Source organism: Anaeromyxobacter oryzae (genome assembly GCF_023169945.1).
In the GTDB taxonomy this organism is placed as follows: domain Bacteria; phylum Myxococcota; class Myxococcia; order Myxococcales; family Anaeromyxobacteraceae; genus Anaeromyxobacter; species Anaeromyxobacter oryzae.
In genome coordinates, this window is sequence record NZ_AP025591.1 from 2,382,540 (window position 1) to 2,405,740 (window position 23,201).

Consider the following 23,201-nt stretch of genomic DNA (forward strand, 5'->3'; position numbering starts at 1 on the left):
AACGTAACCGCCGCCAGGGGCCCGTCGAGGCCATACCTGTGGCCCCGCGCGAGCGGGTCACTCCGGCAGCGGCACCTCGAGGACCCAGCCGTCGGACGCCACGTCGAGCGCCCCCGGCCACTCCTCGCGCGCCTGGTCGGCGAGCGTCTGCCAGGCGTGATCGTACCGCGTCGAGAGGTGCGTGAGCACGAGCCGGCCGACGCCCGCCTCGCGCGCGATCCTTCCGGCCTCGCGCGCGGTGGAGTGCTGCGTCTCGACGGCGCGGGCGGCCTCGTCGTCGCCGAACGTCGCCTCGTGGACGAGGACGTCGGCGCCGCGGGCCGCGATGGCGGTCCCGGCGCAGGGCCGCGTGTCGCCGGTGATCGACACCTTCCGCCCGCGGCGCGGCGCGTCCACCACGTCCTCGGGGCGCACGGCGCGGCCGTCGGGGAGCGTCACGGGCTCACCGCGCTGGAGCGCGCCGTAGAGCGGGCCCTTCGGGACGCCGAGCGCGACCGCCTTCTCGAGGTGGAACTTCCCGGGGCGAGAGTCCTCCTCGAGGGTCCAGCCGCACGACGGGACCCGGTGATCGGTCTCGAAGGGCACGAGCGTGCAGCCGTCCCGGCGGATGCGGTCCCCCGGCTTCACCTCGTGGATCCGGACGTCGAAGCTGAACCGCTCGGCGCCCGCGAACAGCATGGTCTCGAGGACGCGGCGGGCGCCGCGCGGGCCGTACACGTCGAGCGGCGCGGTCCGCCCCTGCATCGAGAGGGTGCGGAGGAAGCCGATGGCGCCGAGGTAGTGGTCGGCGTGGAAGTGCGTGAAGAAGATCGCGGCCACGTCGAAGCCGGCGCCGAAGGTGATGAGCTGGCGCTGCGTCCCCTCCCCGCAGTCGACGAGGAACAGCTCGCGCTCGCGCCGCACCGCGAGCCCGGAGAGGTTCCGGCGGATGGTCGGCTGGGCGGCGGAGGTGCCGAGGAAGGTGAGGCGCAGCATCGGGGACGTCGAATGTAGCCGACCGCGGCGCCCGCCGCCTCAGCTACTCGCGCTCGTGTAGCGGGCGATCGACCGGAGCCAGACGACGCGCGAGAGCACGGCGAACACGAGCGCACCGGCGGCGATGACCAGGGCGCGGAGCGCGCCGAGGCGGCCGAGCAGCGCCTCCGCGGGGAACGTCGTCATCACCGCGAGCGGGACCACGAAGGTGAACACGATCCGGAGCGCCCCCCGGAACACGTCCGCAGGCCAGCGGGCCGCGTCGTAGATCGACACGAACAGGAACGAGAGGTTGTCGATCTTCACGACGACGAACGCCGCGGAGATGACGAGGATCCAGAGCGAGTAGAGGATCGCCACCGCGCAGGCGAGGAGCACGACGGCCAGCGCGAGGCCGTGCGCCGTCGGCGCGCGCCCCATCCGGTGGAAGGCATAGACGAACACGACCAGCCCGCCGGCGAGGTCCACGACCCGGGCCGGCTCGAACTTCGCGGTCGAGACGAGGAACTGGGCGTCGGCGGGCTTGAGCAGGACGAAGTCGAGGGTGCCCTTCCGGATGTGCTCGACGACCGTGGTGAGCGACGGGTTCACCGCGCCCTCGAGCACGCCCTTGAGGAGCGTGAACCAGCCGACGACGACGAGCGCCTCCTCGAAGCTCCAGCCGGCGACCGACGTGCGCGCGCCGTACACGACGAGGATGGGGACGAGGGTCCAGGCGGTCCAGAAGAGCGCGAGCCCGGCGCGGACCAGGAACTCGACGCGGTACTGGACGGCGATCGCCGTGGACGCACGGATCTGCACCCCGAGGAGGCGAAGGTAGCGGAGCACGAGGCCTACCCTCCCACCGCGGAGAAGCGGCGCATGCCGAGCCGCCACGCCGCCCGAGCGCCGATGCCGAGCACGAGCACGAACCCCCACTGGATCCCGAGCTCGGCGAGCGCGCGCGGCCGAGACGTCATCCCGATGACCATCTCGACGGGGAAGGCGAGCATGTAGCGGAACGGCAGCGCCCGGGCGAACGCCTCGACCCACCGCGGGAACAGCTCGAGCGGGACGAGGTACCCGGAGAACACGCCGAAGAGCCCGAGCCAGACCTCGAACACCGCGCCGGCCTGCTCGAGGTAGAACGCGAGCGCGCCGATGATCGCCATGGCGAGGAAGGTGATGAGCCAGGCGCCGGCGATCGTCACCGGGAAGAGGGCGATCAGGAGCGGATCGTGCGTCACCCGCTCCCCGCCGACGACGAGGAGCGCGCCGACCGCCACCGGCAGCGTGATGAGCGCGCGGAGCGGCATCGCCGCGACGTTCTCGGCGGCGTAGGCGAAGAGCGGGTGGACTGGACGGAGCAGCCGGAACGCGAGCGTCCCCTGGCGGATCTCGAAGTTCAGCTCCCAGATGACCCACGCGCCGGTCATGAGCCGGACGACGAGCGCGGCGAGGAAGTAGGCGACGAAGTCCCGCTGCCCGAACCGCCCGACCGGCGCGTCCCGGGCGACGGCGGTCCAGAGCGCGAGCATGACGAGCGGCATGTTGGTGGAGAGGAGCCACACCAGGAACTCCGCCCGGTAGGCGATCGCCTCGGCGAAGCCGATCTTGAGCAGGGTCGGGAAGGCCTTGAGGGTGCGGCGCACGGGGGAAAGGTAGCGCGAAACCCCTACCCGTACGACTCGTGCTTCACCCGATCCCGCGGGACCCCGATCTCGGCGAGCGCCGCGAGCGCGGCCTCGAGGAACCGGGGCTTCGGCGTCTCGCCCCGCTCCCGCGCGGCGAGCCGCTCGAACGGTCCGACCGCGGGGCCGCACGCGTAGACGAGGGCGGCGCGCGGGTCCGGGACGAGGGCGCGGAGGAGGTCGGCGTCGATCCGCCCGGCACGGACGTTCGCCCCGCGGCGCTCCGGCTCCGGCTCGCGCGTGAGCGTGTGCACCACCCGGAGGCGGCCCGGGTGCTCCGCCGCGAGCGCGGCGAGCGCGTCGCGGTAGATGACGTCGCTCCAGGTCTTGTTCGAGTAGACGAACGTGTGCCGGATCCGCGGGTGCTCGCGCAGCGCGTGCTTCAGGATCGACCAGTTCGGGACCACCCCGGAGCCGGCCACCACGTGGACGACGTGATCGGTCTTCGCCTCCGGGTCCGGCGGGAGCACGTACGGACCGGTGAACCCGGTGATCTCGATCCGGCTCCCCCGCCCCGTCCGCTTGACGAGCATCGGCGAGAGGAGCGGCGGGTACCGCGTGACGCCGCTCTGGTAGCGCTCCTCCTTCACCGTGATGGCGAGGTAGCGCTCGTGGGGCGCCGAGGCGAGCGAGTAGGCGCGCGGCACCTCCCGCTTCCCCTTCAGGTCCTCGAGGTACTGCACCCAGCGCTCGAGGGCCTCGAACTGGTGCGGGTCGATCGTGCAGAAGTGGCCCGCCTGATAGTCGAGCCGGTCGTTGCCGGTGAACAGGACGAGCGTCGCGGTGTCCGGCGTCTCGACGACCACGTCGGCGACCATCACCTCCAGGTCCTTGATGCGGCGGCGGGGGACCTCCGTCCGGACCGGCTCGCCCTCTTGCGGGACGGCGGTGCGGACGACGCGGGTCCGGGGCTCGGGCGCGGCGGGCGGGGGCATGTCGATCCTCTACCCGCGCCACCGCGCCGCGGCCACGTTGCCGCACGGGGCAGACGGGCCGGTACGGGCCGGACCGGCGCGCCCGACGCTCACTGCACGATCACGGTGAGGTGCATGGTCGAGTGGAAGTTGCAGTGGATCTTGATCGTGCCGGCCGTCGCGAACGTGTGGCTGTAGGTGGCGTTCGGGTTGATCGCGCCGCTGTCGAACGACTCCGCCTGGCCGGCGTCGGTGGTGACGGTGTGGGCCATCACGTCGTCGTTCGAGAACGTCACGGTCGTGCCCACGGCGACCTTCATGCAGCCCGGCGCGTACGCGGTGTTCGCCATCGACACCGTCGTCGTCGCCGTCGCGTTCGCCGCCGTGCAGGTGGTCGTCCCGCCACCCCCACCGCCGCCGCCGCCGCCGCCGTAGGAAGTGCCGCCGCCGCACGCGGCTGCGAGCAGGATCGAGACCACCCAGCCCTTGCGCATTTGAAACCTCCGGCTGTTCGAGATGCGCGAGGGTCACGCGCAGCGTCGTCACCGAAGGGGCACGGCCCCCGGAGCGCCGTCGCAGGAGGCAACGCCGGCGGCGGGCGGGCGGCACACGCCGGTGCGGGTCACCGTCGAGCGGCCCGGACCGGCGCGCCCCGACGCTCACTGCACGATCACGGTGAGGTGCATGGTCGAGTGGAAGTTGCAGTGGATCTTGATCGTTCCAGCCGTCGCGAACGTGTGGCTGAAGGTGGCGTTCGGATTGATCGCGCCGCTGTTGAACGACTCCGCCTGGCCGGCGTCGGTGGTGACGGTGTGGGCCATCACGTCGTCGTTCGAGAACGTCACGGTCGTGCCCACGGCGACCTTCATGCAGCCCGGCGCGTACGCGGTGTTCGCCATCGACACCGTCGTCGTCGCCGTCGCGTTCGCCGCCGTGCAGGTGGTCGTCCCGCCGCCCCCGCCCCCGCCCCCGCTCGTGTTGGAACTGCTGCTGCCGCCGCACGCGGCGGCGAGCAGGATCGAGATCACCCAGCCCTTGCGCATTTGAAACCTCCGGCTGTTCGAGATGCGCGAGGGCCTCGCGCAGCGTCGTCACCGAAGGGGCACGGCCCCCCGGAGCGCCGCCGCAGGAGGCAACGTCGGCGGCGAGCGGGCGATGGCTACGCGTTCAGCCAGGCCTCGTACGCGTCGAACGTCTGCGGCCGGCCGAGGAAGTCCCTCACCAGCTCCGCCGCCGGCTTCGAGCCGCCCGCCTCGAGGATCGCGCGCCGGTAGCGCCGCGCGGGGCCGGGATCCAGCAGGCCCGCGGCGCGGAACGGGCCGAAGAGGTCCTTCGCGATCACGAGGGACCACATGTACGTGTAGTAGATGGCCGAGTAGCCATCGAGGTGCCCGAAGGACTCGTGGAAATAGGTCCCCGGCACGTGACGGAAGGGGGTGTAGCGCTCCTGCAGCTCGGCGACGAGGGCGGTCGTGTCGAGCGCGTCGGGGGCGCGGCGGTGCAGCTCGAGGCTCGTCGCCGCGTAGAACATCTGCTGCCGCACCATGAGCCCCTTCCCGTACTCGTCCGCGGCCTTCATCCGGCGGACCAGCTCGGGCGGGATCGGAGCTCCAGTCTCCACGTGGCGCGCGAAGCGGCCCAGCACCTCGGGATCCCAGACCCACTCCTCGAGCATCTGCGACGGCGCCTCGACGAAGTCCCACTCCGTCGCGACACCGGACTGGCCCGCCCAGCGCGTGTGGCCGCCGAGGACGTGGTGGAGCAGGTGCCCGAACTCGTGGAAGAAGGTGCGGACGTCGCCGTGCTCCATGAGCGCCGGCGCGCCCGCCGCCGGCCGCGGGAAGTTGCAGACGAGCACGCCCTCCGGGAGCCGCTTCCCGCGCTGTCCGGAGGCGAGCGTGAACTGGGCGTAGTGCTTGTACTTGCCGTCCCGCGGGTGCATGTCGAGGTAGATCCGCCCGAGGAGCTCGTCACCCTCGGTGACGTCGTGCACCTCGACGTCGGGGTGCCACACCGGCGCGTCGGGGGCGGGGCGGTAGGTGATCCCGAACAGCCGCGCGGTGACGTCGAGCACGCCCTCCTTCACCCGCGCGTACTCGAAGTAGGGCCGGACCGACTGTGAGTCGAATCCGTACTGCTCCGCCTTCACCCGCTCCTGGAGGTAGGCCGAGTCCCACGGGTCCACGCGGTCCGCCCCGGGCGTCTCCTTCCGCTTCCGCTCGAGGAGCTGGGCGTGGTCGCGCGCCATCCGCGCCTCCGCGGCCCGGGCGATCCGCTCGATGAAGTCCGCGGCCGCGCCCTCGCTCCCGATCATCTTGTCCTCGGTGACGTACGCGGCCCAGGACGGGTACCCGAGCAGCCGGGCCAGCTCGGCGCGGCGCGCCAGCATCCGGGACAGGACGTCCAGGTTCCTGGGGTGGCCGCGGAGGCGGTACAGGCGCCAGAGCTGCTCGCGCGCCGTCGCGCTCCGCGCGTACGTCATGAACGGCACGTAGTCGGTGTTGTCGGTCGTGACGGTGACGCGGCCGCTCTCCGCAGGCAGGTGCGCGCGCTTCCAGTCCTCCGGCAGGCCGTCCAGGTCCCCCGGGTCGAGCTCGAGCTTCCGGACGTCGTCCTTGATGTTGCGGCCGAACTCCTGGCCGATGCGGACGAGCTCGTCGCGGAGCGCCCTCACCCGCGCCCGCGTCGCGTCGTCCCGGTCGACGCCCGCGCGCCGGAAGTCCCGGAGGCTCTTCGAGACGAAGTACCGGGTCGCCCCGTCCTCGCCGGAGACGTCGATCCCCGCGAGCGCGTCGTACAGGCCGCGGTCGAGCGACAGCTCGGTGGACAGCGCGTCGACCTCCTGCTCGGCGGCCTCGGCGGCGTCGCGGAGCGCGGCGTCGGGGTGGACGTTGCGCGCGAGGGACGCCCGGGACGCCGCCTCGCCGAGCGAGGCGAACGCGGCGTCGAACGCCTCGAGGGTGTCGACGCCGCCGGCCGGGCCGAGGCGGCGCGCCCGGTCCGCCTCCGCGCGGGCCCGCTGCATGTCGCGACGGCAACCGTCGGTGAAGGCGGCGGGGGTGCCGGTCAGCTCGCGGGAGGCTCGGGGGGGCGGGGTCTCGGGCATGCGGGCTCCTCGGTGGAGCCCATCTCTTTACCCCGCGCGCACGGCGGCCGCATCCGCCGCGGACGGGGCGCGGCGCCGCGGGCACGCCCGCCTCGTGGCGAGAGCCGGTCGTGCCGAGCCTGTCGAACCACGACCGGGCGCGGCGAGTCGCCCTTCGACAGGCTCGGGGCGAACGGGAACGGCGCCGGGCTCGCCTCGCGAACCCGGCGCTCGAGGACCTCGTCAGATCTCCGGCTTCGTCTCCCGCATCATGAGCTGGGTCAGCGCCTCCCGCGGGGAGACGTTCTCGTAGAGGACGCGGTAGACGGACTCCGTGATGGGCATCTCGACGCCGAGCCGCCGCGCGAGGTCGCGGGCGCTCTTCGCGTTGCGGACGCCCTCCGCGACCTGCCCGAGCTCGCGCTGGATCTCGTCCGCCGACTTGCCCTGCGCGAGGCCGCGCCCGACGGTGCGGTTGCGGGAGAGGTCGGACGAGCAGGTGAGGACGAGGTCGCCCAGGCCGGCGAGGCCCGACAGCGTGAGCGGGTTCGCGCCCTTGCGCACCGCGAGGCGGCTGATCTCGGCGAGGCCGCGGGTGATGAGGGCCGCGAGCGAGTTCGCGCCGAAGCCGAACCCGTCGGAGATGCCGGCGGCGATGGCGACGACGTTCTTCACGCAGCCGCCGATCTCGACGCCCACGACGTCGCCGGACGTGTACGGGCGGAACATCTTCGTGTGGAACGCGTCCTGGACCTGCTTCGCGATCCGCTCCCACCGGGCCGCGACGGTGACCGCGGTGGGCAGCCCCTTCGCGACCTCCTTCGCGAAGGAGGGGCCGGACAGCACCGCGACGTACGGGTGCAGCGGCACCGGCAGCACGTCCTCGAGCACCTCGCTCATGGTCATGAGCGTGTCGAGCTCGATGCCCTTCGCGACGCACACGACCGGCGTGCCGGCGTGGATGTGCCGCTTCGCCTCGATGATCACCGGCCGGATCGCGTGCGACGGCACGGCGAGGACCACCAGCTCGGCGCCCTCGAGCGCCTTCGCCGCGTCCGGGTTCGCGTGCAGGGTCGCGGGCAGCGGCGCACCCGGGAGGTAGCGCTCGTTCCGGTGGTTCCGCGCGATGTCGTCGAGGACCGCGTGGTCCTTGTCCCAGGACGTGACGGTGTAGCCCTTGCCGGCGAGGAGGGACGCGAGCGCGGTCCCCCAGGAACCGGCGCCGAGAACGGTGCAGCGCATGGATGAGCTCTCCTTTGGGCGGCGATCCTATCCCGGGTGCCGCGCCGGCGTGGGGGGGATCTCCGGGTCGACGGGGGCGTGGCTTCGCCATGACCCGGGGGCGCGGCGCGCCGCGTCAGCAGGTCGACCCGCTCCCTGGCGGCGGGCGGGCGCCCGCCGGGGGCCTCAGGCGGAGCGCCGCTCCTGGGCGTCCTCCAGCTCCTCGCTGCCCCGGTTCGCCGCCGCGGCGAGCTTCTCCAGGTCCTGAGGAAGAGGAGCAGCACGACGCCGAGCTCGGCGACGTGGAGCACCGCGCTGCCGCCGCCCGCGACCGCGAGACCGCGCCCGCGGGCGCCACCGCCAGCTGATCAGGGAGTCGCGGCGGCCGCCGGGCGGGACGTCCTCGCGAGCAGCGCCCGCGCCTCGCCGTCGGCCGGGTCGAGCGCGAGCGCCCGCTCGAGCGCGGCGCGGGCGCCGGCGGCCTCGCCGAGCCGGAGGAGGACATCGCCCTCGAGCCGCGCGAGGCGGCCCTCCTCCGGGCCGAGCCGGCGCGCATCGCGGACGACCGCGAGCGCCGCGTCGAGCCGCCCCTCGTCGCGGAGCAGGAGGGCGAGGAAGTACCGCGGGCCCGTCGACTCCGGCTCCGGGGCGAGCTGCATCGCGGTGAGGTACGACGCCTGCGCCTGATCCCGGGCGCCGAGGCCCTGGTAGGCGAGGCCGAGGTTCACGTACGCGCGCCAGTAGCTCGGGTGGACCGCCAGCGCGACCTTGAGCCGCTCCACCGCGCGGGCGTAGTCGCGTCGCGCCGTGTACTCCACGGCGAGGTTGTTGTTCACGACCACGTCCCGCGGCGCCTTCGAGAGCTCCGACTCCCAGAGCGCGAGGTTCGAGCGCCAGTCGAGCGCCCGCACGACGGTGCGGGTCGCGAGGAGCGCCGCGATCGCGAGGACGAGCCCGGCGGCGACGGGCGGCAGCCGCACCCGCACCGCTTCCATCGGATCCTCGCCGGCGGGGTCCGGCGCACGCCGCGCGACCGGCGCGGTCACGGCGCCGGGCCCGAGCCGCGCGAGGAGCGTCGCCGCGGCGATGCAGAACCCCACCGACGGCAGGTACAGGAGCCGCTCCGCGAGGAGCACGCCGACGGGGATGAAGTGCATCACCGGGAGGAGCGCGACGAAGGTCCAGAGGAGCCCGAGCGCCACGAGCGGCGCGCGCCGCCGGACGACGAGGGTGACCGCCCCGGCGAGCGCGACGACCCAGGCGATCGTCGCGACCCAGAAGCCGGGGTTCGGCTCGGTGAGCGTCCCGATCCGCGCCGCGTACGCGAAGTCGCCGCCGAGGAACGACGGGAAGAGGAGGATCCGCAGGTACTCGCCCATCACCCGGCTCATCGTGAGCGCGATGTGCGCGGCGGAGGTCCCCTCCGGGAACCAGCGGGCGACCGGCGCCACCGTGAGCGGCACGCCGCGGCGCCCGAGGAAGTACGGGATCACCGCGAGCGAGAGCGCGGCGGCGACGAGGACGGTGCCGCGGAGCGCGCGGCGGCCCGCCTCGGTCCGGAACCCGGGCCGCGCGGCGAGCCCGGCCGCGGCGGGCGCCGTGACGGCGCAGAGCGCGAAGAGGACCGGCGTGAGGACCGCGAACTCCTTCGAGAGGACGCCGAGGACGAGGACGGCGACCGCCGCGGGGAGCGTCCACCGCGCCTCGCGCCAGCGGAGCGCGAGGAGCAGCGAGCCGACCGCGAAGCAGGCGGCGAGCAGCTCGGTCCGGCCGAAGATGGTCGCGACCGCCTCGACGTGCGCCGGGTGCACGGCGAACAGGAGCCCCGCCACGAGCGCGAGCCGGTCGGCGCGGTCGGGCATCGCGGCGCGCGCGAGCCGCCGCGCGAGCGCGAGGACGAGCAGGCTCGCCGCCGCGTGCAGGGCGACGTTCACGACGTGGTAGCCCGGCGTCCAGCGGCCGTGCACCGCGTAGTCGAGGGCGTAGGAGATCGTGGTGAGCGGGCGGTAGGGCCCGCGCACGGAGGCGGCGCCGGCGTAGCCGTACAGCTCCCGGAAGATCCGGCCGACGTTCGAGAGGCTGTGGACGAGCGGGTTGTCGAGCGCGGCCCAGCCGTCGTCGAGGACGGGCGGGTCCCCGAGCGTGCCGAGGAACGGGACGATCGCCGCGAGGGCGACGGCGAGGCGCGGACGGGCGCCGAGCGCGTCGAGGACGCGGACGGGCCAGGGCGAGACGGAGGGATCCGGGCTGGACGGGCGAGGTGCGACGTTCACGGGCGCGCGCATCTTAGCGGATCGCCCGGCGGGGGCGGCAGCGACCGGGCGATCGGGCGCGCGCGCCGTTCGCGACCGCTACTGGTCGTCGTAGTCCGCGGCGGCGTCGCGACCGCTACTGGTCGTCGTAGTCCGCGGCGGCGTCGCGACCGCTACTGGTCGTCGTAGTCCGCGGCGGCGCCCCGCGGCGCGAGCCCGTCGCGCGAAGGCGCCGCCGCCACGAGGAGGCGGCCCGCCAGCGCGGCGGCGACGAGGACCGCGACGAGGACGAGCGCCGGTCGCCACGGCTTGAGGCGCCACGCGAACGGCCGCTCCTGCCGGCGGTGGAAGCGCGGGAGCACGGCGTACTCGCGCCAGGCGTCCTCGCGGACGCGCCGGGCGTCGGCGGAGAGGCCGAGGCCGGCGAGCGCGCGGGCGAGGAAGTAGCGGGCCTCGACGGAGCCGGGGCGGAGCTCGAGGACACGCTCGAGCGCCTCGCGCGCGCCGGCGAAGTCGCCGCGGCGGACGCGGAGCTTCCCGAGCTCGAGGTCGATCTCGCCGGCGCGGAACCGCGGCTCCTCGGCCCGCGCGTGCGCGAGGACGCGCTCGGCGGCGTCCGTGTCGCCGCTCCGGGCGAGCGCCGCGCCCAGCGCGAAGGCGGTGTGCACGTCGTCGTCGCCCGCCTCGACGTTCGGGCGGAGCACCTTCGCGGCCTCGCCCGGGCGGCGCGCGTCGAGCAGCAGCTGGGCGAGCTCGAGCCGCGAGCGGCGATCGTGCGGGTTCACCTCGATGGTGCGCCGGAGCTGGCCCATCCGGCGCCACCGGCCGAAGGGCCGCAGCGGATCCGGGAGGACCCGGAAGGTGAACCGGTCCCCGAGCCACCAGATGACCGCCAGCGCGACGAGCGCGGCGAGCGGGCTGCCGGTGAGCCAGGAGAGCAGGTACCAGAGCATCCACTGCGACATGGGCTTCCCCCGTGACGGGGCATTTCAAGCACGGCGGGAGGGCGCGGTCGAGGGGCGCGTGCGCGTGGGGGGATGTGGGAAGGGGAACGGGAAGGAGGACGCGAACTCGAACTCGAACGGGAACGGGAACTCGAACGGGAACCGGGAACTCGAACGGGAACCGGGAACTCGAACGGGAACCGGGAACTCGAACGGGAACCGGGAACTCGAACGGGAACCGGGAACTCGAACGGGAACCGGGAACTCGAACGGGAAACCGGGAACTCGAACGGGAAACCGGGAACTCGAACGGGAACGCGAACGGGAAACCGGGAACGGGAACTCGAACGGGAACGCGAACGAGAACGTCAAGAGAGACAACTCCCCCTCTCCCCCCGCGCAGCGAAGCGGAGCGGGGGGAGAGGGACGGGGTGAGGGGGGCCAGCTCGCGGTCGACGCCGGCACCTCGGCTCACAAGAGACGCGGGCCTCGGGCCAGGGCCCACGGGACGCGGGTCACGGGCACGGAGAAGCCGGGCACGCGTTCGGGCACGGGCACGGACAGCGCGGCCGGTCGGGCCGCGCTGCGGTCACCCCACCACCCCCGCCACCACCCTCTCGAACACGGCGGGCGTCGCCCGCGCCAGCGCGAGCACCCTCCTCCGCAGCGCCGGCCGCCGCGACAGCCCGAGCACGAGCCGCGTCCACCGCGCGTACGGCACGAACCGCCGCCGCCAGACCCGCTCGTACCCGGCGAGCGCGGCCGTCGACGCTCCGCGGGCCAGCGCGTCCGGGAGCAGCGCCGCGAGATCGAGCGCGCACCCGAACGCGAGCGAGAGCCCCTCCCCCGTCACCGCGTCCACGTAGCCCGCGGCGTCGCCGAGCAGGACGAGCCGGTCGGCGACCCGCGCCCGGCTCGCCCGCGCGAACGGGCCCGCCCCGCGCACCACCGAGTCGGCCGGCGCCCCCTCGACGCGCGCCAGGAGCGCCGGGAACCGCCGGAGCAGCGCCTCGAACCGGACCTGTTCGCCGCGCTCGAACAGGATCGCGATCCCGACCCGCCGCGCGCCGGCGGGCGTGACGTACGCCTCAGCGCCGTCGCCGAAGTGGACCTCCACCGCGTCCGACCAGGGCGTCATCGCGAGGTGCTGCCGGATCCCGAAGCGCGGCGCGCCCGCGACGCGCCGGTCGAGGCCCTCGCGATGCCGGACCGGCGACCCGAGCCCGTCCGCGGCGACGAGCACGCGGCCGGGCACGGCCGCTCCGCCCGCGACCTCGGCGCGGATGGCGCCCGCCTCACGGCGGTGCCCGACGACCTCGGCCCCCTCGAGGATCTCGACGCCGAGCGCGGCCGCCCGCGCGCGGAGCGCCGCTCGCAGCGCGGTGCGGCGCACGCCCAGCCCGCCGGGCGGCGGCAGCGCGAGCCGGGCCGCGATCCCGTCCGGCTCGATCCAGCGGATCTCGCGGATGCGCGCGATGTCCGCCGGCGGCAGGAGCGGCAGAACCCCGAGCGTCTCGAGGGCTCGGAGCCCGGCGGGCAGGACGCCCTCGCCGCACGCCTTGTCGAGCGGCGGCACCCCGCGCTCGAGGACGGTGACGTCGAGCCCGCGCGCCGCGGCGGCCGCGGCGAGCGCGAGCCCCGCCGGGCCGCCGCCGACGACCACCACGTCGCGCAGACGCGTCACCCGCCATCCCCGCGCCGGCGGGACCGCGCGTATGCGAGCTGCGAGCGCGCCGCCTCGACCGCGAGCCGGAGCGGGTTCACCGCGCGCGGCGGCGCGAGGCGGTCCGCGACGAACCTGCGGAGCGCCTCCTGCCGCCGGAGCTTCCCGGACGACGTCCGCGGCAGCGTCCCCGGCGCCAGGATCCGCACGGTGTGCGGCGCGACGCCGCTCGCCTCGAGGATCGCCCGGCGCACGCGCGCCTCGAGGTCCCCGTCCTCCCCGGCGCCCTCGCGGGCGCGCTCCGCGAGCACGAGGAGGGCCTCGCCGCCCGCGTCGTCCGGCGCCCACCCGAGCGCGACGGCGCAGCCCGGGCGCAACCCGGCGACGCCGGCGAGCGGCGCCTCGAACTCCTCCGGCGCGTGGTTCGCCCCGCGCACGATGACCACGTCCTTCGCGCGGCCGTGGACGTACAGCGCGCCGCCCGCGACGAACCCGAGGTCGCCCGTGTCGAGCCAGCCGCCACGGAGCGCGCGGGCGGTGCCCTCCGGGTCGCCGAGGTACTCGCGCATGAGCGCCGGCCCCGTGACGGCGATGCGACCGAGGCGGCCCTCCTCCACGACCTCGCCCCGCTCGTCGCGGACCTCGAGGTCGACGCCGGGCACCGGCGTCCCGACGGACATGATCTCCCGCGCGCCCGGCGCGACCACGCCATCCCGGGCGAGGACGACCGGATCGACCTTCCTCCCGGCGAGCGGCGCGCCGGGGCGCCCGAAGGTGACCGCGAGCGCCGCCTCCGAGAGCCCGTACACCGGGACGAGCGCGCCCGGGTCGAGGCCGTGCTGCTCGAACCGCGTCGCGAAGCGGCGGAGCGCCTCCGCCGAGACCGGCTCCGCGCCGTCGAGGGCGAGCCGCCACGTCGCGAGCGAGACGCGCTCCAGCTCGTGCTCACGGACCCGCGCCGCGGCGTACGCGTAGGCGAAGCTCGGCGCCGCCGAGATCGTCCCGCGGTGGCGGCCGATCGCGCGGAGCCACAGGGCGGGCCGGGCGAGGAAGTGCTCCGGCGGCACGAGCACGAGCGGCCCGGGGTAGCTCATCGCGGACAGCAGGCAGCCGATGAGCCCCATGTCGTGGTAGAGCGGCAACCACGACACGAGCACGTCGCGGCCGTCCGGCGCGGTGACGGCGACGAGCGCGTCGGTCATCGCGCCGAGCGCCGCGTGCGTGAGCGCGACCGGCTTTGGATCCACCGTCGAGCCCGACGAGAACTGCACGAGCCCGAGCGTCCCGGGCGCCGGATCCCGCGCGATGCGCGCCGGGACCGACCGGAGCGCGTCCACGTCGAGACACCCGAGGGGCGGCCCGCCCCGCTCCACCGCCGCGCCGAGGAGCCGCCGCGTGCCGCCTCCCGAGACGACGACCCGCGCGCCGGCGACGGCGATCATCCGCCCGGTCCCCTCGAGGTACTCGTCCATCCGCCCGAGCCGCACCGGCGGATAGAGCGGCACCGGGACCGCGCCGGCGAGCCACGCGCCGAAGAAGGCGTCGAGGAAGGCGGGCTCGGTGCGGAGGACGATCGCGACGCGGTCCCCCTCCCGGACGCCGAGGTGGACGAGGTTCGCGGCGGCGCGCTCGGCGCGCGCGCGGACCTCGGCCCAGGGCAGGAACGTCTCGCGCTCCTGGAGGTCGACGAAGGTGACACCGCTCGGGTGGCGCGCCGCCTCGGCGAGGGCCCGGACGAGCGTCGCGTGCCGCGCGGGCGGCTGGGGCGGACCGCGGAGCCGGGACGTCACGGGAGCACCTCCGGGGCGGCGCGCGCCGTGACGAGCCGCGCGAGATCCTCCAGCGTGCGGGTCCCGGCCGCGTCGTCGTCGCCGAGGATCACCCGGAACCGGTCCTCCACCGCGACGACGAGGGAGAGCAGCGCGAGCGAGTCGAGCGCCGCGGCGAGGGGCTCGCCAGCGCGGTCGGGGGCCTCGAGGCCGAGGTCCTCGCGGGCGAGGCGGACGATCTCCTCCGCGACGCGCCGCTCGGGGTCCGAGAGCCCGCCACCGGGCGCGGCGCCGTCATCGCGGGTGACCAGCGTCACGGGCCGCCTCCCCGCGGGCGGGCCGCGAACGCCGCCGCCCACGCCGGACCGAGGGCCCGCTCCTCGGCGGGGATCCGGATCGCCATGAGCGCGGCGTTTCCGAGCGTCGCAGCGATCGCGGTCCGCCACGCGCCGAGGGCGAGCGGCAAGGCCGCGAGCTCGACCGCCACCGCGACGTAGTTCGGGTGGCGCAGCCACCGGTACGGCCCCGACACGACCGGCGCCGCGCCCGGCACGACGACGATGCGCGTGGACCAGCGCTCGCCGAGGGTGCCGACCGCCCACCAGCGGAGCGCCTGCGCCGCGGCGACCGCGAGCGCTGCGCCGGCGGTTGCCGCGACCGGCCAGGCGGGCTCGGGCCACACCACCGGCTCGGCGGCGCAGGCCGCGAGGACGCCGGCGTGGAAGGCGACCATGACCGGGTAGTGCCCGCGCCCGCGCTCGACGCCGCCGCGCGCGAGCGTCCGGCGCGCGTTCCGCGTCGAGACGGCGAGCTCGACGACGCGCTCCAGCGCGACGAGGCCGAGGAGGGCGTACCCGATGGCGCGCGCCGTCACCACCGGAGCAGCACCAGCTCGGCGGAGAAGCCCGGCCCCATCGCCGCGAGGAGGCCGAGGTCGCCCGGGCGCGGCTCGCCGGAGTCGAGGACCTCGCCGAGCACGAAGAGGACCGACGCCGACGACAGGTTCCCCACGTCCCGGAGCGACGCCCACGAGCGCGCGAGCACCGCCTCGGGGAGCTCGAGCGCGCGCCGGAACGCCTCGAGCACCTTGGGCCCGCCGGTGTGCGCCACCCAGTGCCGGATCGCCGCGCGCGTGAGCCCGTGCGCGGCGAGGAACGCGTCCACGTCCCGCCCGATGTTCGCCTCGATGACCTGCGGGACCTTGGCCGAGAGGACCACCTTGAAGCCGGTGTCGACCACGTCCCAGCCCATCACCCACTCCGTGTCGGGGTAGAAGACCGACCGCGTGGCGAGGATGCGCGGCGCGCCGGCGACCGGCGGCCGCTCCCCGCCGGCGAGGACCGCGGCCGCGGCGCCGTCGCCGAAGAGCCCGGTCGCGATCACGTTGGTGACCGACGCGTCCTCGCGCTGGAGGGTGAGCGAGCAGAGCTCCACCGACAGCATCACCGCGACCTCGCCGGGGTACGCGCGGAGCACGTCGGAAGCGCGGGCGATCCCGGACGCTCCGGCCTGGCAGCCGAGGCCGAAGATGGGCGTTCGCTTGATGGACGGCTTGAGGCCGAGCCGGTTCGCGAGCTTCGCGTCGAGAGACGGCGTGGAGATCCCGGTCACGGTGACGAAGAAGAGGTGGTCCACGTCCCGCACGTCGAGGCCGGCGCGGCGGAGCCCGTCCCGCACCGCCGCCTCGCCGACCTCGGCGCCGACCCTGATGAACGCGTCGTTGCACTTCCGGAACGAGTCGAGCCCCGCGTACTCGGCGAGCGGCAGGGCGAGGTGGCGGCCGCCGACCCGCGCGGCGCGGTGGAGGTCCGCGAGCCGCTCGACGTTGAAGTGCTTCGCGCCCCAGTACGCGGAGAGCGCGGCGATCAGCGTCTCCTGGTCCACGAAGTTGGAGGGGAGGGCGCGGCCGACGGACAGGATCGATGGATGTTGCGTCACGGTCGTTGGATGAGGCTTCACGGGCGAGGGGACGGCCGGAGCGGGTCACGGAAGGGATGCTCGGCGGTGCCGCGCTGCGCAACGACCGCGCGGGACGGGGTCGCGCGCCGTCACGTAGGACACCCGAACGGCGGGGCGTGGGACACGGGACCGCCGAGGGGGGACGGGGGCGCCCTCCCGTGCTCCGTCAGCCGGCGACCGGAAGGGTGAAGGAGAACGTGCTGCCCTCCGGGGGCGCGCTCTCCACCCAGATCCGCCCGCCGTGCGCCTCGACGAGTCGCCGCACGATGAAGAGCCCGAGCCCGAGCCCCTCCTGGCGCACGGCCCCGCCGCGGACGTACCGCTCGAAGATCCTCGCCTGGTCCTCGGGCGCGATCCCGGGCCCCGCGTCGCGGACGAAGACGCGGAGCTCCGCCCCGTGTCGCGCGGCGCCGACCGTCACCGGGCCCGTCGAGTACTTCAGGGCGTTCCCGACGAGGTTCACCAGGATCCGCTCCAGCCGGTCCGGGTCGGCGTCGGCGGGCGGCAGCTCCGGGGACACGGCGTTCGAGACGCGCCCGGCCTCGAGGGCCCCGTCGGCCTCGCCGAGCAGCTCGGCGACCGCGGCGTGCAGCGCGACCGGCTGCCGGGCCAGGGCGAGCTGGCCGCTCTCCGAGCGCGCCGAGTCCGCGAGGTCGCGGAGCATCCGATCCATCCGCCGGCTGGCGCCGATGATGCTGCGCGCGGCGCGGCCGTGCTCCTCGGGCGCGGTCCGGACGAGCCGGCTCGCCTTGAGCAGCACGACCTGGAGCGGCGTGCGCAGGTCGTGCGACACCGCCCGGAGGAGATCGTCGCGCTGCTCGGTCCGCTCCCGGAGGCGCGCGATGGTGACCTCGAGCTCGTCCTCGACGTGGGCCCGGAGCGCGTCGAGCTCGGCGTACGGCTTCACGAGCGCCGCGAGGAAGAGCGCGTCGAACACGAAGACCGCGGCGCCCACGATGTAGAGGTGGCCGAGCACGTTGAACGCGTCGTACGCGTGCGCGTACAGCGCGAAGGAGATCTCGCCGAGGGCGGTCAGCCAGAGCGCCCACGAGAGCCGCCCGCGGGCGCGGTCCCGCGTCCGTCGCGCGATCCGCGCGTGCACGAGGGCGCCGGCCGCCGCCACCACCGCGACGGTGGACTCGACCGCGAGCTTCAGCGGGGTGAGCCCCACGCCAGGCTCGAAGAAGAGGCTGCGCCCGGGGGAGACGAGCAGGTCGAACGCGATCACGGCCGCGATCGCCACCGCGCTCCCGGCGACGAGCGCCCGGCGCCGGAGCAGCGGCCCCTCGCTGCCCGGCGCGAGGAGCGGCGCCGCCACGAGCGCAGCGACCGTCCACGTCCGGGCGGCGAGCCAGTAGGTGATCCCGCGCTCGGTGGTGCCCTCCCCGAAGAAGCCCGGCATCCCGGGGAACACCAGCGCGTGGAGCAGCTCGAAGATGGCGGCGGCGAGGAGCGCCGAGCCGAGGACCCGCGCCCGCGTGTCCTGGAAGCCCCGCGACCCCGCCGCGAACCACTGCACGGCGAAGGTGGCGAGGAGCATCGCCGTGACCGCGAGCTCGATGGCGGTGTGGAGGGGGACGTACTGCGCGGCGGTGAGCTGCAGCGCGAACGTGCCGCGGAGCGCGACGACCACGGCGAGCGGGAGCGCCGCCCCGAGCACGCGGAGCGACCGGCGGCGGGGACGCGCCTGCGCGGCGACGGTGACGGGCTGTGCGATCGCGGCGTTCCTCACGGAGCCCCCGGGTCGGGCGGCCAGGTCATTGTCCGCCGGACGGACCGTTCGGGGAAGGCCCGCGCGAGGCGCGGGCGGTCGCCGGCAGGAGCGACGGGTAGGCGCTCCCCCGGCCTGGCGCGACCTGGGCGGGGATGGCGGCGGCGCAGCGCGTCGCTTGCCAGGTCCGATCCGGGATTTAGGTTCGAGGGCATGAAGATGGAAAAGCTCACCGTGAAGGCGCAGGAGGCGATCGCCGCCGCGCAGGCCGAGGCGCGCCGCCGCGATCACCAGGCCGTCGACGTCGAGCACCTGGCGCTCGCCCTCCTCGGTCAGGACGAGGGCATCGCGCGGCCGATCCTCCAGAAGATCGGCGCCGATCCGGGCCTGGTCGCCTCGCGGGTCGAGGACGAGCTGCGCACCGTGCCGAAGGTCTCCGGCGGCGGCGCCGAGCCTTACCCGTCGAACCGGTTCATGAAGATGCTCGACCGCGCCGAGGACGAGGCGAAGCGGCTCAAGGACGAGTACGTCTCGACCGAGCACCTCCTCATCGCGGCCGCCGACGAGAAGGCCGGCGCCGGAGAGGCGCTCCGGAGCGCCGGGGCGAGCGCGGACCGGATCCGGGCGGCGCTCGAGGGCTTCCGCGGCGGCGCCCGCGTCACCTCTCCCGAGGCGGAGAGCCAGTACCGAGCCCTCGAGAAGTACGCGAAGGACCTCACCCAGCTCGCGAAGCAGGGGAAGCTCGACCCCGTCATCGGCCGCGACGACGAGATCCGCCGCACGATCCAGATCCTCTCCCGGCGCACCAAGAACAACCCCGTCCTCGTGGGTGACCCCGGCGTCGGCAAGACGGCGATCGTCGAGGGGCTCGCCCGCCGCATCGTCGACGGCGACGTCCCCGAAGGCCTCAAGGGCAAGAAGCTCCTCGGCCTCGACCTCGCGGCGATGGTCGCGGGCGCGAAGTTCCGCGGCGAGTTCGAGGAGCGGCTCAAGGCCGTGCTCAAGGAGGTCACCGCGTCGGAGGGGAACATCATCCTCTTCATCGACGAGATGCACACCATCGTCGGCGCCGGCGCCGCCGAGGGCGCCATGGACGCGGGCAACATGCTGAAGCCGGCGCTGGCCCGCGGCGAGCTGCACGCCATCGGCGCGACGACGGTGACCGAGTACCGCAAGCACGTCGAGAAGGACCCCGCCCTCGAGCGGCGCTTCCAGCCGATCTTCGTGGGCGAGCCCTCGGTCGCGGACACCATCTCGATCCTGCGCGGCCTGAAGGACCGGTACGAGCTGCACCACAAGGTGCACATCCAGGACGCCGCGCTCGTCGAGGCCGCCCGGCTCAGCCACCGGTACATCACCGACCGCTTCCTGCCGGACAAGGCGATCGACCTCGTCGACGAGGCCGCGTCGCGGCTCCGCATCGAGATCGACTCGATGCCGACGGAGGTGGACGAGGTCCGCCGCCGGATCGCGCAGCTCGAGATCGAGCGGCAGGGGCTCGTGAAGGAGCAGGACGAGGCCTCTCGCCACCGGCTCGCGGAGGTCGAGAAGGAGCTGGCCGCCCGGAACGAGGAGTTCGCGCGCCTGAAGGCCCGCTGGGACGCGGAGAAGGGCGTGATCCAGGAGCTGAACGCGCTCCGCGAGCAGCTCGAGAACGCGAAGACCGAGCAGGCCCGGGCCGAGCGCGAGGCGAACTTCCAGAAGGCCGCCGAGCTCAAGTTCGGACGGATCCCGGAGCTCACGCGGGCCGTGAAGGCCGCCGAGGAGAAGCTCGCGAGAACGCAGACCGGCGGCGCGATGCTGAAGGAGGAGGTGACGCCCGAGGAGATCGCGGAGGTCGTCTCCAAGTGGACGAAGATCCCGGTCTCGAAGCTCCTCGAGGGCGAGGTCGAGAAGCTCCTCGGGATGGAGGCGCGCCTGCACGAGCGCGTGGTCGGGCAGGAGGAGGCGGTGAACGCCGTCTCGGCCGCGGTCCGCCGCGCGCGCTCCGGCCTCCAGGACCCGAACCGCCCCATCGGCTCCTTCATCTTCCTCGGCCCCACCGGCGTCGGGAAGACCGAGACCGCGCGCGCCCTCGCCGAGTTCCTCTTCGACGACGAGAGCGCGATGGTCCGCCTCGACATGTCCGAGTACATGGAGAAGCACACCGTCTCGCGGCTCATCGGCGCGCCCCCCGGGTACGTCGGCTACGAGGAGGGCGGCCAGCTCACCGAGGCGGTCCGCCGCCGCCCGTACTGCGTCATCCTCTTCGACGAGATCGAGAAGGCGCACCACGACGTCTTCAACGTGCTGCTCCAGATCCTCGACGACGGGCGGCTCACCGACGGCCAGGGCCGGACGGTGGACTTCCGCAACACCGTCGTGATCATGACCTCGAACATCGGCTCGCAGGAGATCCAGCGGCTCGCCGGCCGCCCCGGCGCGGACATGCAGCCCATCCGCGAGGCCGCGCTCGAGAGCCTGCGCGCCGAGTTCCGCCCCGAGTTCCTGAACCGGGTGGACGAGATCGTCGTGTTCCGCCCGCTCGCGCGGCCCGACCTCGGCCGCATCGTCGAGATCCAGCTCGGGCGGCTCCGCAGGCTCCTCGAGGAGCGCCACATCAGCCTCGAGCTCACCGAGGGCGCGCGCGAGGCGATCGCCGACGCGGGCTACGACCCGGTGTACGGGGCCCGGCCGCTGAAGCGCAGCATCCAGCGGATGGTGCAGGACCCGCTCGCGCTGAAGCTGCTCAAGGGCGAGTTCAAGGCGGGCGACCACATCGTCGTCGACGAGGGGCCCGACGGGAACATCACCTTCGCGAAGGGCACGGCGCCGGCGCGCGAGGCGGCGACGGTGCACTAGGCCGCCCCGCTTCGCGCCGTTGGCGCACCCGGCGCTTCGGGGTAAGGTCGCGCCGCCCATGGACCGGATCTCCGCGGTCGTCATCACGAAGAACGAGGCCCGGAACATCGAGCGGTGCCTGCGCTCGCTCGCGGGCGTCGTCGACGAGGTGGTCGTGGTGGACGACCTCTCGACCGACGACACCGCGGCGATCGCGGAGCGGCTCGGCGCGCGCGTGATCCGCCAGCCCTGGCTCGGCTTCGGGCCGCAGAAGAACCTCGGGAACGCGGCGGCGAGCCACCGGTACGTCCTCTCGCTCGACGCCGACGAGGCGCTCGACGACACGCTGCGTGACGCGATCCGCGCCGCGCGCGACGGCGGCCTCGCGGGCGTCTACGCGGTGTCGCGGCTCAACTCGTACAACGGACGGTTCATCCGCCACGGCCTCGAGTACCCCGACCGGAAGGTGCGGCTCTTCCCGCGGGACGCGGCGACGTGGGACGCGAGCCCGGTGCACGAGGGGCTCGTGCTCCCGGACGGCCTCCCGGTGGCGCGGCTCCCGGGCCACCTCCTCCACTACACGTACCTCCGGCTCGAGGACACGGTCGTGAAGGCGAACCGCTACTCGACGCTCGCCGCGCGCGAGCTGTTCGAGCGGGGCCGGCGCGTCTCGCTCGCGAAGATCGCCTTCGCGCCGCTCTTCACCTTCTTCCGCGCGTACGTGCTCCGCCGCGGGTTCCTCGACGGGATCCACGGGCTCGCGCTCGCGTGCCTGCACGCGAACTCGACGCTCCTCAAGTACGCGAAGCTCCGCGAGCTGCAGCGCGAGGCGGCCGCGCCCCGGTAGCCGCGCGGCCCCGGAGCCCCTGGGCGGGCCGGGCGAGGACCGCCGCGCACCCGAGCGCGAGGCCGATGGCGTAGGCGGACTCGCTCGAGTGGAACACGTCGTGGACGAGCGCGTTCGAGAGCGTGGCGGCGAGCGCCGCGAGCGCGCCGGCCGCCGCCGCCGCCGCGAGCCGGTCGCCGGCGTCGACGGCCGCGCGCCGCGCGCGCAGGAACCCGGCGGCGAGGAGGCCGAACCACCCGACGCCGGCCGCCAGGAGGAGCGGCCCACCCTCCACGAGGAACGACAGGAACGCGTCGTGGCAGGCGCTCCGCGCGAGCCAGCCGGGCGCGAGCCGGTCGAAGTACGGGCCGGCGACGCGCCCGAAGTTGCCGAGCCCGGTGCCGACCCACGGGTGGTCGGCGCGGACCTCGCCGCAGACCCGCCAGATGAGGAGCCTGTCGGCGTTCGCCGCCAGGGTCGAGCCCAGCTCGACCCGCGTCCGGATCCCCGGCACCGCGAGCCCGAACGCGCCGAGCGCCGTGCCGGCCGCCGCGGCCCACGCGCCGACGCGCCGCGGTGCGGCGCGCGCGGAGGCGACGACGAGGACGCCCGCGATCACCGCGAGCGCCACCCACGCGCTCCGGGCGAGGCTCAGGACGGATGCCACCGCCGCCGCCGCCGCCGCGGCTCCGAGGAGGGCCCGGCGCCAGGGCTCGAGCGGCGCGAGCGCGCACACCGGGAGGGCGAGCGCGAGCGGCGGCAGGAGGCTCAGCGGAAGGAGCGCGTACTGCGTGAAGAAGCCGAGCGCGTGGAAGTGGCCGGGCCAGGCGGCGCGCTCCGCCGTGGTCCGGATCGGCGCGGTGTGCAGCCAGGAGAGCGGGTCGAACCCCGTCCACGGCTGGACGAGGGCGATGGCGCCGACCACGATCGCGCCCGCGGACCAGGCGGCGAGCGCCGCGAGCGCCCGCGCGCGCGGCGAGTCCGGCCGGTCTCCGGCGCGCTCGAGGCGGAGCGCCGCGACGACGACCAGCGGCGTGAGGAAGGTCTTCCAGAGCGTGGCCCGGAACGGGCCCGCGGGGCGCGTGCCGGCGGCCCAGGCGAGGGCGACCGAGAGGATCGCCGCCGCGACGAGGAGGAGCACGGGCCAGGCGATCGGCGCGGTCCGTCGCCAGACCGGCGCGCCGAGCGCCCCGGCGACGGCGACGCCCGCGGCGGCGACCCCGAGCCCGATCTGCATGCCGGCGATCGAGATCGGGAGGAAGAACGCGAAGGCGAGCAGGCCCGCGCGGGCGGCGAGCGCCGCGGCCCTGGAGACGCTCGAGGCGGGCAGGTGGGACGCCGCGGCGGGCGAGATCGCGCCGGCGCGGGAGGGGAGCATCACGAGCGAACGTG

General features: G+C 74.9%; 19 protein-coding genes. 2 read left to right on the forward strand and 17 right to left on the reverse strand.

Features of this window, described 5'->3' with window-relative positions:
• Window positions 1-57: 57 nt before the first annotated feature.
• The 16 genes from rnz to AMOR_RS10460 all read right to left on the reverse strand — a co-directional run bounded on the left by rnz (window position 58) and on the right by AMOR_RS10460 (window position 18,184).
• Entirely contained in the window at window positions 58-975 is a 918-nt protein-coding gene (rnz, locus tag AMOR_RS10385) for a ribonuclease Z (RefSeq protein WP_248360742.1), read from the reverse strand.
• Window positions 976-1,014: 39 nt separating this feature from the next.
• Window positions 1,015-1,803 carry an ABC transporter permease gene (locus AMOR_RS10390; protein ID WP_248360743.1) on the reverse strand — a complete coding sequence of 263 codons (789 nt, stop codon included), beginning with the start codon at window positions 1,801-1,803 and terminating at the stop codon, window positions 1,015-1,017.
• 5 nt (window positions 1,804-1,808) lie between these two features.
• Complete coding sequence (locus tag AMOR_RS10395; RefSeq protein ID WP_248360744.1) at window positions 1,809-2,606, reverse strand: ABC transporter permease; 798 nt, start codon at window positions 2,604-2,606, stop codon at window positions 1,809-1,811.
• Window positions 2,607-2,629: 23 nt separating this feature from the next.
• Window positions 2,630-3,580 (reverse strand): ferredoxin reductase domain-containing protein, encoded by a 951-nt coding sequence (locus AMOR_RS10400; protein ID WP_248360745.1) that lies wholly within the window; start codon window positions 3,578-3,580, stop codon window positions 2,630-2,632.
• Window positions 3,581-3,669: 89 nt separating this feature from the next.
• Window positions 3,670-4,053, reverse strand: coding sequence for a cupredoxin domain-containing protein (locus AMOR_RS10405; protein ID WP_248360746.1), 384 nt, complete (start codon window positions 4,051-4,053; stop codon window positions 3,670-3,672).
• 165 nt (window positions 4,054-4,218) lie between these two features.
• Window positions 4,219-4,602, reverse strand: coding sequence for a cupredoxin domain-containing protein (locus tag AMOR_RS10410; protein ID WP_248360747.1), 384 nt, complete (start codon window positions 4,600-4,602; stop codon window positions 4,219-4,221).
• A 116-nt stretch (window positions 4,603-4,718) separates the two neighbouring features.
• Window positions 4,719-6,665: a M3 family metallopeptidase gene (locus AMOR_RS10415; protein ID WP_248360748.1), complete on the reverse strand. Its 1,947-nt coding sequence runs from the start codon at window positions 6,663-6,665 to the stop codon at window positions 4,719-4,721.
• 222 nt (window positions 6,666-6,887) lie between these two features.
• Complete coding sequence (locus AMOR_RS10420; protein WP_248360749.1) at window positions 6,888-7,886, reverse strand: NAD(P)H-dependent glycerol-3-phosphate dehydrogenase; 999 nt, start codon at window positions 7,884-7,886, stop codon at window positions 6,888-6,890.
• 347 nt (window positions 7,887-8,233) lie between these two features.
• Entirely contained in the window at window positions 8,234-10,138 is a 1,905-nt protein-coding gene (locus AMOR_RS10425; RefSeq protein ID WP_248360750.1) for a tetratricopeptide repeat protein, read from the reverse strand.
• 152 nt (window positions 10,139-10,290) lie between these two features.
• Window positions 10,291-11,082 carry a tetratricopeptide repeat protein gene (locus tag AMOR_RS10430; RefSeq protein ID WP_248360751.1) on the reverse strand — a complete coding sequence of 264 codons (792 nt, stop codon included), beginning with the start codon at window positions 11,080-11,082 and terminating at the stop codon, window positions 10,291-10,293.
• Window positions 11,083-11,650: 568 nt separating this feature from the next.
• On the reverse strand, window positions 11,651-12,745 hold the full coding sequence (locus AMOR_RS10435; protein ID WP_248360752.1) for an NAD(P)/FAD-dependent oxidoreductase: 1,095 nt from the start codon (window positions 12,743-12,745) through the stop codon (window positions 11,651-11,653).
• Complete coding sequence (locus AMOR_RS10440) at window positions 12,742-14,514, reverse strand: AMP-binding protein (RefSeq protein ID WP_248360753.1); 1,773 nt, start codon at window positions 14,512-14,514, stop codon at window positions 12,742-12,744. Before AMOR_RS10440 ends, AMOR_RS10435 begins: the two co-directional genes overlap by 4 nt.
• On the reverse strand, window positions 14,511-14,810 hold the full coding sequence (locus tag AMOR_RS10445) for a phosphopantetheine-binding protein (RefSeq protein WP_248360755.1): 300 nt from the start codon (window positions 14,808-14,810) through the stop codon (window positions 14,511-14,513). The genes AMOR_RS10440 and AMOR_RS10445 overlap by 4 nt, the downstream gene beginning before the upstream one ends.
• Window positions 14,807-15,367, reverse strand: a complete 561-nt coding sequence (locus AMOR_RS10450) for an isoprenylcysteine carboxyl methyltransferase family protein (protein ID WP_318653862.1) — start codon at window positions 15,365-15,367, stop codon at window positions 14,807-14,809. The genes AMOR_RS10445 and AMOR_RS10450 overlap by 4 nt, the downstream gene beginning before the upstream one ends.
• Entirely contained in the window at window positions 15,364-16,431 is a 1,068-nt protein-coding gene (locus AMOR_RS10455) for a type III polyketide synthase (RefSeq protein WP_248360760.1), read from the reverse strand. Before AMOR_RS10455 ends, AMOR_RS10450 begins: the two co-directional genes overlap by 4 nt.
• Window positions 16,432-16,618: 187 nt before the next feature.
• Window positions 16,619-18,184, reverse strand: coding sequence for a sensor histidine kinase (locus tag AMOR_RS10460; protein WP_248360762.1), 1,566 nt, complete (start codon window positions 18,182-18,184; stop codon window positions 16,619-16,621).
• 192 nt (window positions 18,185-18,376) lie between these two features.
• Here AMOR_RS10460 and clpB point away from each other — a divergent pair, with 192 nt between their 5' ends.
• Both clpB and AMOR_RS10470 read left to right on the forward strand, forming a co-directional pair.
• Window positions 18,377-21,004: an ATP-dependent chaperone ClpB gene (gene clpB / locus AMOR_RS10465; protein ID WP_248360764.1), complete on the forward strand. Its 2,628-nt coding sequence runs from the start codon at window positions 18,377-18,379 to the stop codon at window positions 21,002-21,004.
• A 58-nt stretch (window positions 21,005-21,062) separates the two neighbouring features.
• Entirely contained in the window at window positions 21,063-21,830 is a 768-nt protein-coding gene (locus tag AMOR_RS10470; protein ID WP_248360766.1) for a glycosyltransferase family 2 protein, read from the forward strand.
• On the opposite strand, the gene AMOR_RS10475 is transcribed toward AMOR_RS10470, so the two are convergent.
• A complete protein-coding gene (locus AMOR_RS10475; RefSeq protein WP_248360768.1) occupies window positions 21,778-23,187 on the reverse strand; it encodes an O-antigen ligase family protein in 1,410 nt (469 codons plus the stop codon). The two genes, AMOR_RS10470 and AMOR_RS10475, sit on opposite strands and share 53 nt — an antisense overlap.
• Window positions 23,188-23,201: the final 14 nt, after the last annotated feature.